Genomic DNA, 16,766 nt, shown 5'->3' with positions numbered 1-16,766 from the left:
AGTCTCAAGGGCGCTGAAGATCCCAAGGCAAGCGCTTCGCGATGCGCCGCGCGGGCGGCGCTCGATCTCATGGGCGCCACACCCCTCAAGACATGCACCCACCCGCCCCAACCCGTTCAAAAAGCCCCTCTAAGCCACCCCCACCAACACCGGCACCTCCACCCGATCAATCACCTTTGCGCTGATCGACGGGTCCAGCAACCGCCCCAACCGCGACAGGTGCCGGTGGCCCATGATGATCAGCTCGCATTGCAACGTCTGCGCCTTCGCGACGATGGCATCGACTGGCTGCCCGGCAACCATGCAGCCCTGGCTGGCGAACCCGGCCTGCTGTAGCAATGCAACAGCCTCGGCCACCGCGCTGTCGCCCAACCGTTGCTCCTCACAGGCAGCGGGGTATTCCTCCAGTTCCTCTTCGGTGTACGGCGCAGGCTTGTCGTGCACGGCGAAGGTGGAGTCGATGGCCAGCAGCACATGCAGCTCGTGCTCGCCGGGGCGGCAGTAGCGGCGGGCGAGCGCGAGCAGGGCAGCGCAGGCGTGGGAGGCGTCGATGGCGATGAGGACGGGGCTTGGCATGCGGAATCCTTGCTGAAGCTGACTGATGGGTTGGCTGCACTGGCCCTTCGCGGGCAAGCCCGCTCCTACAGGTAATGCACCGATCTCAGGGCTGGTGGCGTACCTGTGGGAGCCGGCTTGCCGGCGATAGGGCCGGTACAGCCACTGCATCCCTTATGGCCTATTGAAGTAGTGAGATAAATGCCCCACCACGCACGACGGCATTGCGTCTGGCGCAATCATCCGACCTGTTAATATCGCCATTCCCACAACCGCCATGGAAATCGGCCATGCAACTCCCGGACATGAACCTGCTTGTCGCCCTCGATGCCTTGCTCGACGAGGGTAGCGTGGTGGGCGCGGCACAACGCATGAACTTGAGCCCGGCGGCCATGAGCCGGACCTTGGGGCGTATCCGCGATGCCTTGGGCGACCCGATCCTGGTGCGCGCCGGCCGTGGCCTGGTGCCGACGCCGCGGGCGTTGGCCCTGCGCGAGCAGGTGCATGGGCTGGTAGAACAGGCTGGGCAGGTGTTCCGCAGCCGTGACGAGGTCGACCTGGTCAACCTGGACCGTGCCTTCAACATCCGCACCAATGATCTGTTCATTGCCCTCTACGGCGCCCAGTTGCTGCGCATGATGCTCGCCCAGGCGCCGCGCACGGTGTTGCGCTTCGTCCCGGAGGGCAGTGGCGACGATGATGCTGTGCTGCGCAACGGGCACATCGACCTGATCATCAGCTCGGCCATCGAATTGGGCCCGGAAATCAAAGTGCAGAGCCTGTTCAATACCTACTTCGTGGGCCTGGCGCGTGCGGGGCACCCGATCTTCGACGCCCCGATCACCCCTGAGCGTTTTGCTGCCTACCCGCAGATCAGCGTGTCACGACGCGGCCGTGCCAATGGGCCGATCGATGTGGCGTTGGCCAACCACAAGGTGGAACGGCGCGTGGCCCTGATCACCACCAGCTTCCACTCGGCGATGTTCTCGCTGCCGGATTCGGACCTGATCCTGCCGATACCCGCCAATATCCTCAACAGTGTGCAGCGGTTGAAGTTGCCATTGCGCTCGTTCGAGATCCCGGTGCCATTGGAGAAGGTCAATGTGATGCAGGCCTGGCACCCGCGCTTCGACAACGACCCCGCGCACCGCTGGTTGCGCCAGACGTTGAAAGCCTGTGGCCGGATTGACCCGTGATTCCGCCAGGATTGCGTCTGGCGCAATATAAAACTACCAACAAGTCAGTTTTCGTCAGCATTCGACCTTCTTAAAATTGCCCCAGCCCTGAATTGTTGCTGGAGATGTATTGCCATGAGTTCCCTGACCGCGCCCCCTGCTGCGCTGGCCGCCGCCCCCGCGCCGGCCGCGCCTGCGCAGACGGCGTTTGGCCTGCAGGTAGTGGTCGGGCTATTCGGTGTGTTGCTGGCCGTACTCTGTGCAGGCCTCAATGAGTCGGTCACCAAGATTTCCCTCGCCGATATCCGCGGTGCCATGGGCATCGGTGCCGACGAAGGCGCCTGGTTGCTGGCGGTGTACAGCGCCGCCTCGGTCTCGGCCATGGCCTTTGCGCCTTGGCTGGCCACCACCTTCTCGCTGCGGCGCTTCACCATGAGCGCCATCGCCCTGTTCGCCGTACTCGGCCTGTTGCAACCGTTCGCCCCTGACCTGCACAGCCTGATGCTGCTGCGAGTGCTGCAGGGCTTTGCCTCGGGGGCCTTGCCGCCGATGCTGATGAGCGTGGCCCTGCGCTTTTTGCCGCCGGGGATCAAGGTGTATGGCCTGGCCTGCTACGCCCTGACTGCCACTTTCGGCCCCAACCTCGGCACGCCACTGGCGGGGCTGTGGACCGAATACGTCGGCTGGCAATGGGCGTTCTGGCAGATCATCCTGCCCTCGGCGCTGGCCTTGTTCTGTGTCGGCTGGGGCCTGCCGCAGGACCCGCTGCGCCTGGAGCGCTTCAAGCAGTTCGACTGGCGAGGTGTAGTGCTCGGCCTGCCAGCGATCAGTTGTATCGTGCTGGGCCTGTCGTTGGGTGACCGCTGGGGCTGGTTCGACTCGCCACTGATCTGCTGGCTGCTCGGCGGGGGCCTGATGCTGCTGGTGCTGTTCATGTACAACGAATGGTCCGAGCCGCTGCCGTTCTTCCAGCTGCGCATGCTGTCGCGGCGCAACCTGAGCTTTGCCCTGGTGACCTTGGCCGGTGTACTGATCGTGTTGTCCGGGGTGAGCAGCATTCCTTCGGCGTACCTTGCGCAAATCCAAGGCTATCGCCCGGCGCAAACCAGCCCGCTGATGATGCTGGTGGCCATGCCGCAACTCATTGCCCTGCCGCTCACGGCGGCGCTGTGCAACATCCGCGCGGTGGACTGCCGCTGGGTGCTGGCCACGGGCCTGGCGATGCTGGCGGTGTCGTGCGTCGGCAGCAGCCTGCTCACTTCTGAATGGATCCGCGGCGACTTTTACCCGTTCTACCTGTTGCAGGTGTTCGGCCAGCCGATGGCGGTGCTGCCGCTGCTGATGCTGTCCACCAACGGCATGACGCCGCAGGAAGGGCCGTTCGCCTCCAGCTGGTTCAACACCGTCAAAGGCCTGGCCGCTGTGATCGCTGGTGGGCTGCTGGACGCCCTAGGCACGCTGCGCCGGCACTTCCATTCCAACCACCTGGTGGACAGCCTGGGCAATGCCCCGCTGATCGACGACAACACGGCGGGCCTGGCCAAGCGCATGCATGACCAGGCGCTGGTGCTGACCTCGGCCGACCTGTACCTGGTCATGGCGTGCATCGCCGTGGCGCTGATCTGCCTGATTCCTTTCGTGCCTACCCGGGTCTATCCGCCGCGCGCGGTGGCCTGAACCCTGGATGAATTCGAGACACTGAACATGACCAACAACCGCAAAACCCTTTTGATCGGCTCGGTGCTCGCCGTGGCTGTGCTGGCCGGCGTCGTCGGCCCCTGGCTGTTCGGCAGTGATCACCGCCAGCGCACCAACGACGCCTATGTGATCGCCGACTACACCGTGGTCGCGCCCAAGGTCGCCGGCTTCATCAAGGAAGTGCTGGTCGAAGACAACCAGCAGGTGCAGGCCGGCCAGTTGCTGGCGACCATCGATGCCCGTGACTACCAGGCCGCGCTTGATGCTGCCCAGGCCCAGCTGCTGGTGGCCAAGGCCCAGAGCGCCGATGCCCGCGCCACCCTGGAGCGCCAGGCGGCGCTGATTGCCCAGGCCGAGGCGGCGGTGAAGGCGGCCCAGGCTGAAGCGTCGTTCGCCGACCATGAGGTCAACCGCTACGGCCGCCTCGCCGAGCAGGGTGCAGGCACCGTGCAGAACGCCCAGCAAGCGCGCAGCCGGGTCGACCAGGCCCGCGCACGCCTGGCCAACACCCAGGCGGCGCTGGTGGCCACGCGCAAACAAGTGGATATCCTCAGCGCCCAGGTGGCCAGTGCTGACGGCCAGTTGAAACGCGCTGAAGCGGGTGTTGAAAAAGCCCAGCTCGACCTGTCCTACACCCGCATCACCGCACCGGTGGACGGCATGGTCGGTGAGCGTGCGCTGCGTGTGGGTGCTTTCGTCAACCCGGGGGCGCGCCTGTTGTCGGTGGTGCCGTTGCAGCACGCCTATGTGGTCGGTAACTTCCAGGAGACCCAACTGACCCATGTGCAGCCCGGTCAGCCGGTCAGCATCAGCGTCGATACTTTCTCTGGCGAAACGCTGAAAGGGCATGTCGAAAGCATCGCCCCGGCCACCGGCGTGACCTTCGCTGCCGTCAAACCCGACAACGCCACCGGCAACTTCACCAAGGTGGTGCAGCGCATTCCGGTCAAGATCGTCTTCGATGACGGCCAGCCGCTGCTCGCACGCTTGCGTGTGGGCATGTCGGTCGAAGCGACCATCGACACCCACGGCGACAAGCTCGCCGGCAAAGAGGTGAGTGCACGATGAAACCCGCATTACGCTTGAGCCCCTTGCTGCTGGCCTTGTTGATGGCTGGCTGCACCCTGGGGCCGGATTTCCAGCGCCCCGACAGCCAGGCGCCACAGCAATGGGCGCCTTTGCAAGGCCAGGCGGCGGCAAGCCAGCCGCAGGCCGAACCGCTGGAGCTGCGCTGGTGGGAGACGTTTCACGATGCCCGCCTGAGTGCGCTGATCCAGCAGGTTGCCGAGCGCAACCTCGATTTGCAGATTGCCAGCGCACGCCTGCTGCAAAGCCGCGCACTGCGCAGCACGGTGGCGGCTGACGAATCACCTTCGGTGGATGTGAACGCCGGCTACAGCCGCGCGCGCAACAGCGCCGAAGGCCTGAGCGACCCCTCGGGCCATGCCGGCAAGTCGGCGTTCAACCTGTGGCAAGGCGACTTGGTCGCAGGTTGGGAGCTGGACCTCTGGGGCCGTGTGCGGCGCCAGGTAGAAGCAGCGGATGCCTCGGTGGAAGTCGCCGAGAACGATCGGCGCGGCGTGCTGCTGGCACTGTTGTCGGAAACGGCTGGCAACTACATCCAGTTGCGCGCCGTGCAGCACACGCTGGATGTCACCCGCGACAACCTCAAGGTGGCCCAGCACAGCCTGAAGCTGTCCCAGGACCGCCAAGCTGAAGGTGTCGCTACCCGCCTTGACGTGGCCCAGGCCAGCGCTCAGGTCGCCTCGATCGAAGCCCGCCTGCCGAGCCTGGAAGCGCGGCGCGATGACCTGATCAACGCGCTCAGCCTGTTGGCGGCCGAACCGCCCCGCAGCCTGCAGGCGCAATTGCTGGAGGGCGGTGAATTGCCTGCGCCGCAGCAGCAGTTCGCGATCGGCCTGCCGTCCGAACTGGCGGAGCGCCGCCCGGATATCCGCCAGGCCGAGGCGCGCCTGCATGCTGCCACGGCCAGCATCGGCGTGGCCAAGGCAGACTTCTACCCGAGCATTCGCCTGTCCGGCAGTGTCGGTTTCCAGGCTATGCAACTGTCCGACTTCGGGGGTTGGGACGCGCGTCGCTTCGCCTTCGGCCCGCAGTTGTCGTTGCCGATTTTCGAGGGTGGCCGGCTCAAGGGTACGCTGGAGCTGCGTGAAGCACAGCAGCAGGAAGCTGCGCTCAACTACCGCAAGGTGGTGCTCGGCGCCTGGCACGAGATCGACGATGTGCTGCGCCTGTACAACGCCAGCCAGCTGCGCCGCGATCATCTGGCCGAGGCAGTGCGGCAGAACCGCATTGCCCTGGAGACTGCGCAGCGCCAGTACGTGGAAGGCGCGGTGGACTTTCTCAATGTGCTGACGGTACAGGGTGCGTTACTGGCCAGCGAAGAACAGTGGATCGATAGCTCGGCGGCGGTTTCCCAGGCTTTGGTGGGGCTGTACAAGGCCTTGGGGGGCGGCTGGCAGGCGTTTGACGAGCAGCCTGCGAAGAAAGCCTAAAGGCAGGGGCCGCTTTGCGGCCCATCGCCGGCAAGCCAGCTCCCACAGGTGCAGTGCAGACCTTAGGCACAGCGCTATACCTGTGGGAGCTGGCTTGCCGGCGATAGTGCCGGTACAGGCAGCCGAATGTTCAGAGCGGGCGCAGCAGGCCGAAGCGCTTGCGCAGTGCCCAATCCAGCAACCGCCGAGGCAGTAGCCGCGCCATCAGCGGCAACGCCGTACTGCCATTCCCCAACCGCACCACCCCCGGTACCGGCGACTTGCCGACTGCCGCCAGCACGCCTTGGGCAAACACCGCAGCCGGCGTTGGCCGGTCCTGCGACGCCCGGGCGCGTGCCTGCACGTAATCGCGCAGCGGCCACCACGGTGAATCCGCCGCCAGCACCTGTTCAGCCTGGCGCTGGGCATTGCTGGCGAATTGCGAGGCAATGGCCCCGGGTTGCACTTCCATCACCTGAATGCCGAAGGGCGCAAGTTCCAGGCGCAGGGCATCGCTCAGTGCGTTGACGGCGGCCTTGGAGGCGCAGTAGGCACCGGCGAACGGCGTTACCAGCACCCCGGATACGCTGCCGATGTTCACCACCAGCCCACGCGCGCGACGCAGCAGCGGGAACAGCGCGCGGGTTACGCCGACCACCGCGAAAACATTGGTTTCGAACTGTTGGCGCATGGCATCCACGCCGCCGTCGAGCAGCGGGCCCATGGCGCCGTAGCCGGCATTGTTGACCAGTATGTCGAGGCGCCCGTGGTGGGCTTGCAGCTCCTCGGCCAGGCGGGTGAGGGCTTCGCCGTCATTGACGTCCAGTTGCCGGGCAATGAAGCCCGCGGCGGCCAGGTGCTCGACATCATCAGCTTTGCGGGCAGTGGCCCAGACTTCGTGGCCCGCGTCGCGGAAAGCGTCGGCCAGGGCGCGGCCGATGCCGCTGGAACAACCGGTGATGAGGACGGTGGGCATGGTTACGCCTGTTATCAGGGGAGGCTGGTGTTGACTGTACTGGCCTCATCGCGGGCAAGCCCGCTCCTACAGGTACAGCGGGGACCTTGTAGGAGCGGGCTTGCCCGCGAGAGGCCGGTACAGGCGGTAGATTAGTTGGCAAATGTACCTTGCAGATGCTCGGCACGAAACTCCAGTGTCTGCGGCCGGTAGCCCGAGCGCAGCGGCGGCAGCGGCAGGCAATCCTTCCACTCGGCCCCCGGCTGAAGATCACCTGGCCCACGATAGCGCGGTGCACTGTAGGTGTTTTCGGCAAGGTTGACACTATCGCCCGGCGCATAAGCACCCACCCGCCAGCGCAGCTCGGTCAGCGGGACCTTGTTGCCGTTCTTCATGTGCACTTGCAGGGTACGGTCGGCCGGGCATTGTTCGGGGGCGTAGCTCAGGCGCAAGTCCAGGCGTGCCAGTTGCGTGGCTTCGCGGTTGTCTTGCCAGGCCACGAACAGTGCTACCAACCCCAGGCCGCAGACAGCGGCCAACGAAATCGGCAGGGCCTTGGCCGGGTACCGCAGAAGCAGTACCAGCCAGGTGAGGATGAGGAAGGCGCCGATGATCATGTTGTCCGAATCCCTTTCGAGTCTGCGAACATCTTGGAGCGGCAAGCTTCAAGCTGCAAGGCACAAGAAAAAAGCGGACCGGCGCTGCACCCACAAGAGTAGGTACACCGCCAGCCCGCTTTTACTTGCCGCTTGTAGCTTACGGTTCGAGCCTTACTGCGCGATAGTCTTCACCGACACGCCACGCTCCGCCGGCATGGAGGTACGCCCATACACGTCCTCGAAGCGCTCGATATCGTCTTCGCCCAGGTAGCTGCCGGACTGCACTTCGATGATTTCCAGTGGGATCTTGCCCGGGTTGCGCAGGCGGTGTACCGAGGCGATCGGGATGTAGGTCGACTGGTTCTCGGTAAGCAGGAACACATTCTCGTCGCAGGTCACCTCGGCCGTGCCGGACACTACGATCCAGTGCTCGGCGCGGTGGTGGTGCATCTGCAGCGACAGGCTGGCGCCCGGCTTGACGGTGATGTGCTTGACCTGGAAGCGGCCGCCCATGTCCACCGAGTCGTACGAGCCCCACGGGCGATACACTTCCAGGTGGTTCTGGGTTTCGCTGCGGCCTTGCTCGTCGAGGGTCTTGACCATCTGCTTGACGCCCTGGACCTTGTCCTTGTGGGCAATCATCATCGCGTCCTTGGTCTCGACCACGACGATGTTCTCCAGGCCGATCACCGACACCAGCTTGCCGTTGCCATGGATCATGCAGTTGCGGCTGTCCTGCACCACCACATCACCCTTGGTGACGTTGCCCTGGGCGTCCTTCTCGTGTACTTCCCACAGCGACGACCAGCAACCCACGTCGCTCCAGCCAGCCGACATCGGCACCACGCAGGCGCGCTGGGTCTTTTCCATCACCGCGTAGTCGATGGAGTTGTCCGGGCAGCAGGCGAAGGTGGCTTCGTCGATGCTCAGCACATCGCCGTCTTCGTCACTGCGCTCCAGGGCCAGCACGCAGGTGTCGTAGATGTCGGCGTCGTGTTTTTTCAGCTCTTCGAGGAAGCGGCTGGCGCGGAACAGGAACATGCCGCTGTTCCAGAAGTAGCCACCGGCGGCGACGAACTCGGCAGCGCGTTTCTCATCGGGCTTCTCGACGAACTGCGCGACCCGCGCAACGCCTTCGGGCAGCAGGGCGTCCTGGCTGGAGCGGATGTAGCCATAGCCGGTTTCAGGCTTGGTCGCCGGCACGCCGAACAGCACCATCTCGCCACGTTCTGCGGCCACGGTGGCCAGGGCCAGGGCGCGCTGCAGGGCTTTCTGGTCGTCGATCACGTGGTCGGCCGGCAGCACCAGCATCAAGTCATCGCGGCCTTCGTTGACCAGCTTCATGGCTGTCAGCGCCACGGCAGGTGCGGTGTTGCGGCCGAAGGGCTCCATCAGGATGCCCTGGGTTTCGAGCTTCAGCGCGGCCAGCTGCTCCTGGACGATGAACTTGTGGTCCTTGTTGCAGACCACGATGGGGGCGTCCATGCCTTCGAACACCAGGCGCTCGATGGTCTGCTGGAACAGCGTGTGTTCACCGGTCAGCGCCAGGAACTGCTTGGGGAACTGCTTGCGCGACAGAGGCCACAGACGGGAACCGCTACCACCAGAAAGAATTACCGGGATCATGTTGTTTCTCCAATAAGGTCGTTAACGAGGCAGGGGATCAGTTGGTGGACACTGGGCGGGTAACCCAGACCGGCGACAGGCTGCTGCCGGAACCGGTGACGTACAGCACGGCAGCTTCGCCGCGCTCCAGAGCGACGGGTTTGACGTCGCTGACTTTCTTGTCGCCAGCAAACAGGGCCAGGTTGACCTTGACCGGGTTGATCTCACGCTCGCCACGGCCTTTGGCGGCTACCGGGGTGACCACTTCGGTCTTGCCGTCGGCGGTCTTCAGGGTCAGCGACTGGTCGCTGAGGTTCTGCACGCGCACCAGGGCTTTCTGTTTGTTCTTGAACGGTGGCTCTTCGATCAGTTGTGGGTTGCCGCTGGCGCTGTTGACCAGGGTGTAGTACTTGTCCGAGGCCAGCTTCACCGGCACGCTCTTGCCACCCACCTGAGCGGTGTAGTCACCGCCTGGCAGGAAGCTGAAGTCGCTGCTGGCCTGGGCGCCGACCTGCTTGATCTGGGTGTTGCCGACCGAGGCGGCGGCCGGTGCGCTGGCGGCGTTGTACAGGCGCACGAAGGTCGAGCCTTTCGGCGCGGTTGGGCCATACAGCGCGGCATCGGCGCCGGCGAAGGCCTGCATCGAAGCAAGGGAAAGGCCGGCCGCGAGGGTGAGGGCTTTGGCAATGGAAGTTTTGGTAGTCATGTGCGTGTTCCTCTCTATCGTTCAGTGGTTCGTCCGGGTGGACGACAAGGCCAGGTTTTCTTCGGATTTACGGGAGTTCTTCAGCTGCGCGATCCACTGCGGATCGAAGCTGCTGAGGTCGTTTTTCATTGGCAGATAACGTTCGGGGAATTCCCACACCACCACCTGTGGTGCGGCATTTTTGAAAGCATCGCTTTGCAGGTACTTGAGCATGGGCAGCAGCGGGCCATGGCCGTCTTCGGCGTAGTTGGCGACGTCGCTGTGCAGGGCCTGCTGCAGCGCGCCGAGGAAGTTCCAGTGCGGGTTGGCGCTGTAGCTGGTGCCCACCAGTGCGACCGGGATCTGGCTGTCGGCAAACAGCGCATCGCCTGCCTCGCCTTCGGTTTCGGCGGGGCGCGTGGTGCGTTGCTGCAGGTTGTCCGGCGTCGGCAGCAGGTTGCTGAACAGCGGGTCGAGCGGCAGGAAGTTGGTCAGGTCGCCCTTGTACGGCGCGGTGTCGCCGGCCTCGGTGACGAAGGCCTGAGGGTCGCCATTGAGCAGGCTCTGGCGGCTGACTGCCTCGGCCAACGCCTGTGCGGCGACTTCGGCGCCCATCGGCGTCCAGTGGGTGTCGGTGCGCAGGAACACCTGGCCACGGGCCTTGGCCTGCTCCATCGGTGCCATCAGGTCGGGGGCGAACACGTTGGCCTGACGGGCCTGGGCATGGAACTGGTTGTACAGGTCGTCATGCAGGCTGGCCGGCAGCTCTTTGCCAACGTACTCCGAGTAGACCCGCGCCTTGGCCGGCACGATCGCCAGCACCAGCTGGCTGCCGTGCTGCTGCAGGGTGTCGCGCACGCCACGGATCAGCGCCAGGTTTTCCTGCATCAGCTGGTCGGCACCGGCGGTGGGCTTGAATTCCTCATCGCTGAACAGCCACTGCTCGCGGCCCAGCACAACGCCTGGGCGGCCTTCGTTGAACAGCTTGAAGTCCAGCGCGGCCCAGAGGTTGGTGCCCAGGCGCTTGATCGGGAATTCAGCGTCGTAGTGCGTCTCGGCGGCCTTGGCCAGCTTGCCGTTGAGCACGGTCATCTGCTCGGTGCGCTGGAAGCTTTGCAGGCCACCTGTGGACCAGGCGCCCATGCCCACCAGCAGCCCGAGGAACGACAGGGAATAGGTGATACGTAATGTCCGGGTCATGGTCATCAACCTCAGAACTGGAAGTAAAGGAACGGCGAGTAGCTCTGCGCCGAAAGCTTGAGGATCGAGGCCACGAACAGCAGCAGGATCAGGGCGCGGGTCATTACCCGGGTCCAGTCCAGGCCAATCGAGCCGTCGGCGTTGATCTGCACCGGGGTCGCCTTGGGCGTCGGCTTGGCATTGCGGTAGAAGTCGCGCAGGCCGAAGAACGCCAGGGTGATGTAGGCGATCACCAGGGTGGCCACCTGCAGGCCGGTGAGCTGGGCGCGGTTGAGTTCCGACAGCTGCCATTCGCCGAAGCTGAACATGGCGCCGTACATACGCCCGGCCACGTGCAGGTTCTCGGCGCGGAAGATCACCCAGCCGACGACTACGAGCAGGAAGGTGAAGGCCCATTTGACCGGGTTGAAGCGCTGCGGGTTGGTGTCCAGGCCCAGCGCACGCTCGATGGCCAGCCACATGCCGTGCCAGGCGCCCCAGATGATGTAGGTGAAGTTGGCGCCGTGCCACAACCCGCCCAGCAGCATGGTCAGGAACAGGTTGCGGTAGGTGTTGAAGGTGCCTTTGCGGTTACCGCCCAGGGTGATGTACAGGTAGTCGCGCAACCAGGTCGAAAGGCTGATGTGCCAGCGCCGCCAGAACTCGGTGATCGACTGGCTGATGTATGGCTGCTTGAAGTTCTCCATGAAGCGGAAGCCCATCATCAGGCCCAGGCCGATGGCCATGTCGCTGTAGCCGGAGAAGTCGAAGTACAGCTGCGCGGTGTAGGCCAGGGCGCCGAGCCAGGCGTCACCGGTGGTCGGGTTCTGCAGGGCGAAGCAATGGTCGGCGACCACCGCCAGGGTGTCGGCGATGAACACCTTCTTGATGAAGCCCTGCATGAAGCGGGTGCAGCCTTCGGAGAACTTGTCCAGGGTGTGGGTGCGGTTGTTGAACTGGTCGACCAGGTCTTTGAAGCGCAGCACGGGGCCGGCGATCAGGTGCGGGAAGATCGCCACGAACGCCGCGAAGTCGATCAGATTGCGGGTGGCCGGGGTATCGCCGCGGTACACGTCGATGATGTAGCTGATCGACTCGAAGATGTAGAACGAGATACCGATCGGCAGCAGCACGTGGGTGAGGATGAACGGCTCAAGCCCGAACGAGGTGATGATCGCGTTGAGGCTGTCGATGCCGAAGTTGGCGTACTTGAAGTAGCCGAGGATCGCCAGGTCCACGCCCACGCCGAGCAGCAGCCAGCGTTGGGCGGGCTTGGTGCGCACCCCGGCGGCGCCAACTTTGAGGCCGATCCAGTAGTTCCACAGGGTCACGCCGGCGAACAGGGCGAGGAAGTCCACCCGCCACCAGGCGTAGAAGATGTAGCTGGCGACCAGCAGCAGCAGGTTGCGATAGCGTTGCCCGCTCAGGTAGTACAGGCCGAGAAATATCGGCAAGAACAGGAACAGGAACACGTTGGACGAGAAGACCATCCCGGTTCTCCTAATGGTTCACAGCATCCAGGGCAAAGCGCCCCCCAAACCCCCCACGCAAATGTGGCGGGCTACCTAGATCCCTGTAGGAGCTGGCTTGCCGGCGATGCAAGGCGACAGCCTTGCCCAGCGGTAGTCAGGGGCCGCTTCGCGGCCCATCGCCGGCAAGCCGGCTCCCACAGGGTTTTGCGTTATTTCTTCGAAGCCGCGCTCGGGTCGTAGACCCGGGTCAGGTTGCCGCCCAGCCTGAAGCTGTCGAACGGCTGCATCCCTTGCTTGCGCTGCAGCGTGTCGCCGACGCACTGGTACAGCGCGCACCAGGGCTCGAGCCAGGCGTACTTGCTGTCGACCTTGAGGTCTTTCATGTCCTGTTTTTCACCGGCGCGTTCAGCGAAGTAGCGTGGGTCGCGGGCGCCGTACAGCACGCCTTCGCCCAGGCGCTGCAAGGCGAAGTTGTTTTCGCTGCGCAGGTCTACGTCATTGGCCTTGGCAAAGCTTGCGATCATCGCCAGCGGCGGCAGGGCGTAGTTGTGGTAGGCCAGGGCGCGTTGCTTGCGCTTGATTTCGTTGGGCAGGAAGCCTTGGTCGTCGATCTGGTTGGCGCCGACTTTGTATTCCTTCACCGCCCAGTCGAACAGGTCGCGGCGGTCGGTGGCCACGGCGGTGGCCATCACCGACCAGGCCGCCCAATAGCTGTGGTTGTTGATCTTGGCCAGCGGCAGGTTGCTCCAGTCGCGCACGGTTTGCTCGGCGAGGCGGGCGAACCATTTCTCGACCAGCTCGGCCTCGGCCTGGTGCGCGGCCAGCGGCTGCGAGTTGGAGAACTTCAGGCGCAACCACGAACCACTCATGCTGCCCAGCGCCCATTTGCGCATGGACTTGCCGGTGTGGTTGTAGTTGGTCGACATCAGCGCATCGGCGCGTGCCCAGGTGCCCAGCCAGGTCAGGGTGCAGTCGAGCTGCGCCGGGCGGCCGTCACGCATGTACTGGTTGACCATCTTGGCGACGCCGCGCTCAAGGGTGGTGATGTCCTTGGTGGAGTCGCGGAAGGCCTGTTCCGAGTCCAGGTTCAGGGTGGCCCGGGCCTTGTCCGAGCCTTCGTACTTGCTGCGGAACTGCAGCGCGCCGGTATACGGCTTGGGCGGCGCTTCGCAACGGAAGTTGCCGTCGCTGGTCTTGAGCTTTTCGATCCCCTCGTAGTAACCCTGGGGTGGTACCAGCGCAGCATGCGCGGCACCGCCAAACAGGGCCAGCGTGAGCAGGGCGGGGCTGAAGGTTCGCTTGAGCATGGTCATGGGTCGCCTCACTGGCCGGCTTGCGCGGTGTGCGCGGGCACGGCGAAGTTGTTGCGTTTGCAGAGCTTGGCTTCGACTTTCTGGGTGCCTTTTTCCGGCCCCTGGACTTCCAGCGCCAGCAGGTTCTGGCTCGCCCAGTCCTCGTCTTCACGCATCTGGAAGACAAAGCGGCCGTCGGTGTCGGAGGTTTCCGGCTTCTCCAGCTTGATGTCCTCGTGGCGGCCGTTGAGGTACCAGAGGGTCGCCTGCAGCACCTTCACCGACGGGTCTTCGAACTTGATGTCCATCTGCAGGTTGCGGTTGATCAGGTCTTTGATCACGCCGCCCTTGCCGTTGACCATCAGCTCGTTTTTGCCAGGCTTGAGGGTGCTGCTGGCGCTCATCAGTGCCGGGCGCGCGTCACAGCCATCGTCCAGCAGGCCAAGGATCTGCCGCCAGATGGTTTCCTGGTCCAGGCGATACAGCGGCGAGAATTCCCAGATGAGGATCTTCGGCGGGTTGTTCTGGAACTCTTCGCTGCCCAGGTACTGGATCATCGAGCCTTCCAGGCCGCCACCGGGGAAGGCGACGTTGAGCACGTCGGCACCGATGTATTGCTCCAGGAAACCCGAGAAGTTGTAGTTCTTGCCGCTGTGGCTGGTGCCGACCAAGGTGATCTGCGCGTTGCCGCCGTCACCGAACAGGTCGTCGCCACCGCCGCTCGAGCCTTTCGGCTCGGTGGCGAACTGGTCCATGTACTGCACCGCGTAGCTGGTGCCGCACAGCTGCCCGGCAACGTTGTGCAGGGTGCCGGTCTTGCCCATGCGCCCGGACTTCTGGGTTTCGAATTCCTTGCGCGGGATGCCCTCGAAGGCCGGCATCTTGTGCACGGTATCGGCCACGATCTTGGCGGCACGTTCGGCACCGTATGGCGTCCAGTGCTGGTCGCCACGGAAGTAGAAGTCCTTGCCCTGGTCGGCGGCGGCCAACTGCTCGTTGGTCAGCGGCGACAGGTCGGGCACGTTGTAGCCCATGCTGGCGAAGCGCTTGAGCATGGCCTGGTAATTGCCCAGTGCCTTCTGGTAATCGAACGCGGCTTTTTCAGCCGGCTTGAGCATGTTGCGGTTCACCAGGCCACGGGTTGGCTGGTAGACCACGACCAGTTCCACGCCGCGCTTCTTGAACGCGTCGTGCACTTGCTGCAGGCGTTTGTAGCCGGCCGGCGTGGTGTTGAACTCGGTGCGCAGGTCTTCGCGGGTACGGAACAGCCAGTCGCCCTGGGCCTGCACCAGCGTGGTGAAGTTCTGCTGGTAACGTGTGGTGTAGCGGCTGGCGTCATGCGCCTCGGGGCACAGCTGGCAGCAGGGCTCGGCGGTAAAAGTCGGGGCTTTCACTTCGTCGGCGCGCACGCCTTGGCTGATGGCCAGAAGGGCGGCGGACAGGCCCAGCAGTTTGATCAGGTGTGGGGTCATGGTCTGGGCTTCCTTAATCGATCATTTCGGTCTGGCGTTCGACCGGGTCGATCAGCACGGCCTTCTGCTGGCGCACCAGCAGGTCGAGGATTTCGTCCTGGCGCTCGCCGAGGATGCCGTTGAGGCTGATGCCGTTGGCTTTGCGCGGGGCGAGCATGGAGACGTTGTACAGCTCGACCGACAGCGGCGAGTCGATGGACAGGGGCCCGGAGCCGTTGGCCGCCAGTTCGCCGCCGACCACGATCAGCGAGACCTTGGTGTCGAACGGGTCGAGGTCGATGTCGCGGTCGGTATCCGACAGGTCCTTGATGTGCCCGTACACACCCACCAGGCCGTTGGCCATGGCAACGTTTTCGTACAGGCGGATGTTCACGCTGTTGCGCACCCGGATGCCGTGGCGGCGGTTGTTGATCAGCTTGTTGCCCCAGATCAGGTTGTCGCCGCTTTCGTACAAGGTGATGCCGTCGGTGTGGTTGCGGTAGATCTCGTTGTAGGCGATCAGGTTGTTGACGCTGTTACGGTCGATCACCACGCCGGAGAGCTTGTTGTCGTAGCTCTTGTTGTTGATGATCCAGCTGTCGTTGACCTCACGCGAGACGATGATCCCGTGCTTTTTCTTGGTGCCGTACACCGTGTTGCCGGCGATGATCAGGCGGTGCGAACGGTCATGCGGGTCGATGCCGTAGACGATGTTGTCGCGGTAGGTGTTGTCCTTGACCACGAAGTCCTGCGTCTCGTAGCAGTAGAAGCCGTACCACATGTCGCTGAATTCCGAGCCGATGATCCAGCCGGTGGGTTCCGGGCGGCCCATGCGCTTGGCCATGTTCGGCGTGTACTGCGAGATGCTCACGCCGTAAGACTTGGACTTGGCGTAGCCGAAGCTGGCCATCTTGGTATTGACGATGTAAGTCTCGGTGCCGCCCCACGACAGCAGGAACGGGCGGAATTCCGTGGGCGAGCGGAAGGTCGCCGGCCCTTTGTCCTTTTCGCGCCAGCCGGTGACCTGGGTGTCAGTGACGAACAACTTGCCGTCGTTGACCAGGAACGCGCCGCCTTCCTGCGACAGGCGCAGTTGCTTGACCTTGCCATCGATCTCGAGGATGCCCTTCTGCCCGACCACGATCGGCAGGCGCGCCAGGTACACGCCCGGCTCGACTTCGCTGAGGTACTGCTTGGGCACCTTCTTGCTCAGTTCCACCAGGTCGACATGGCCGTCGTCGACGAAGATCGCCTGGGGAATGCCATGCTGGCGCTGCACCCACTCGGCGGCCTTGTTGTCACCGCCGATGAACTCCTTCAACGACTCTTCCTGCAGCATGCGGCGCACGCTGACCTTGCCCTTGTGGCGGCGGTCGATCTTCTTCTGCACGGCCTCAGCGGTGTAGCCGCTGAGGTCGGGCAGCTTGGGCGGGTCCATGTGCAGCGGCTCGATCGGCGCGCTGGCTACGGTGTAGGTCTTGGCCTGCTGCAGTTCCTTGGCGACAACCGCAGGTTCTGCGGCGACGGCAAGGCCCGAGGCCAGTAGCAGTGCGCTGGCCAGGAGGCTGTGACGGATGTGCGGGTGAAGGTTCATTGCAGGTCCTC

The 16,766-nt window shown here is 64.2% G+C and carries 14 protein-coding genes; 4 read left to right on the top strand and 10 right to left on the bottom strand.

Features of this window, described 5'->3' with window-relative positions; translation table 11 throughout:
• Nucleotides 1-129 precede the first annotated feature (129 nt).
• Nucleotides 130-576 (bottom strand): universal stress protein, encoded by a 447-nt coding sequence (locus ACFY68_RS09185; RefSeq protein WP_387525866.1) that lies wholly within the window; start codon nucleotides 574-576, stop codon nucleotides 130-132.
• A 269-nt stretch (nucleotides 577-845) separates the two neighbouring features.
• On the opposite strand from ACFY68_RS09185, the gene ACFY68_RS09180 reads away from it, so the two are divergent.
• From ACFY68_RS09180 to ACFY68_RS09165, 4 genes are all read left to right on the top strand, one after another.
• Complete coding sequence (locus ACFY68_RS09180; protein WP_387525863.1) at nucleotides 846-1,751, top strand: LysR family transcriptional regulator; 906 nt, start codon at nucleotides 846-848, stop codon at nucleotides 1,749-1,751.
• Between the two features lie 114 nt (nucleotides 1,752-1,865).
• Nucleotides 1,866-3,407, top strand: coding sequence for an MFS transporter (locus ACFY68_RS09175; RefSeq protein WP_387525860.1), 1,542 nt, complete (start codon nucleotides 1,866-1,868; stop codon nucleotides 3,405-3,407).
• Between the two features lie 27 nt (nucleotides 3,408-3,434).
• Nucleotides 3,435-4,496 (top strand): HlyD family secretion protein, encoded by a 1,062-nt coding sequence (locus tag ACFY68_RS09170; RefSeq protein ID WP_387525857.1) that lies wholly within the window; start codon nucleotides 3,435-3,437, stop codon nucleotides 4,494-4,496.
• Complete coding sequence (locus ACFY68_RS09165; protein ID WP_387525854.1) at nucleotides 4,493-5,944, top strand: efflux transporter outer membrane subunit; 1,452 nt, start codon at nucleotides 4,493-4,495, stop codon at nucleotides 5,942-5,944. Before ACFY68_RS09170 ends, ACFY68_RS09165 begins: the two co-directional genes overlap by 4 nt.
• A gap of 130 nt (nucleotides 5,945-6,074) precedes the next feature.
• On the opposite strand, the gene ACFY68_RS09160 is transcribed toward ACFY68_RS09165, so the two are convergent.
• The 9 genes from ACFY68_RS09160 to algG all read right to left on the bottom strand — a co-directional run bounded on the left by ACFY68_RS09160 (nucleotide 6,075) and on the right by algG (nucleotide 16,755).
• On the bottom strand, nucleotides 6,075-6,899 hold the full coding sequence (locus ACFY68_RS09160; RefSeq protein WP_387525851.1) for an SDR family oxidoreductase: 825 nt from the start codon (nucleotides 6,897-6,899) through the stop codon (nucleotides 6,075-6,077).
• A gap of 131 nt (nucleotides 6,900-7,030) precedes the next feature.
• Nucleotides 7,031-7,495, bottom strand: coding sequence for a multidrug transporter (locus tag ACFY68_RS09155; RefSeq protein WP_387525848.1), 465 nt, complete (start codon nucleotides 7,493-7,495; stop codon nucleotides 7,031-7,033).
• Nucleotides 7,496-7,648: 153 nt separating this feature from the next.
• Nucleotides 7,649-9,103, bottom strand: a complete 1,455-nt coding sequence (locus ACFY68_RS09150; protein WP_346615595.1) for a mannose-1-phosphate guanylyltransferase/mannose-6-phosphate isomerase — start codon at nucleotides 9,101-9,103, stop codon at nucleotides 7,649-7,651.
• Between the two features lie 37 nt (nucleotides 9,104-9,140).
• Entirely contained in the window at nucleotides 9,141-9,788 is a 648-nt protein-coding gene (locus tag ACFY68_RS09145) for an alginate O-acetyltransferase AlgF (protein ID WP_346615594.1), read from the bottom strand.
• A gap of 21 nt (nucleotides 9,789-9,809) precedes the next feature.
• Nucleotides 9,810-10,967, bottom strand: a complete 1,158-nt coding sequence (locus ACFY68_RS09140) for an alginate O-acetyltransferase (protein WP_387525844.1) — start codon at nucleotides 10,965-10,967, stop codon at nucleotides 9,810-9,812.
• Nucleotides 10,968-10,978: 11 nt separating this feature from the next.
• Nucleotides 10,979-12,436, bottom strand: coding sequence for an MBOAT family protein (locus ACFY68_RS09135; protein ID WP_346615592.1), 1,458 nt, complete (start codon nucleotides 12,434-12,436; stop codon nucleotides 10,979-10,981).
• A 191-nt stretch (nucleotides 12,437-12,627) separates the two neighbouring features.
• Nucleotides 12,628-13,731 carry a mannuronate-specific alginate lyase gene (locus ACFY68_RS09130; protein ID WP_387525841.1) on the bottom strand — a complete coding sequence of 368 codons (1,104 nt, stop codon included), beginning with the start codon at nucleotides 13,729-13,731 and terminating at the stop codon, nucleotides 12,628-12,630.
• Nucleotides 13,732-13,739: 8 nt separating this feature from the next.
• A complete protein-coding gene (locus ACFY68_RS09125; protein ID WP_387525838.1) occupies nucleotides 13,740-15,182 on the bottom strand; it encodes an alginate O-acetyltransferase in 1,443 nt (480 codons plus the stop codon).
• Between the two features lie 13 nt (nucleotides 15,183-15,195).
• Complete coding sequence (algG, locus tag ACFY68_RS09120) at nucleotides 15,196-16,755, bottom strand: mannuronan 5-epimerase AlgG (RefSeq protein ID WP_387525835.1); 1,560 nt, start codon at nucleotides 16,753-16,755, stop codon at nucleotides 15,196-15,198.
• Between the last annotated feature and the right edge of the window lie 11 nt (nucleotides 16,756-16,766).

Source organism: Pseudomonas sp. NPDC012596, assembly GCF_042902325.1.
Classification (GTDB): domain Bacteria; phylum Pseudomonadota; class Gammaproteobacteria; order Pseudomonadales; family Pseudomonadaceae; genus Aquipseudomonas.
The sequence above is the reverse complement of the archived record's forward strand: the minus strand, read 5'-3'. Positions and strand labels throughout refer to the sequence as shown.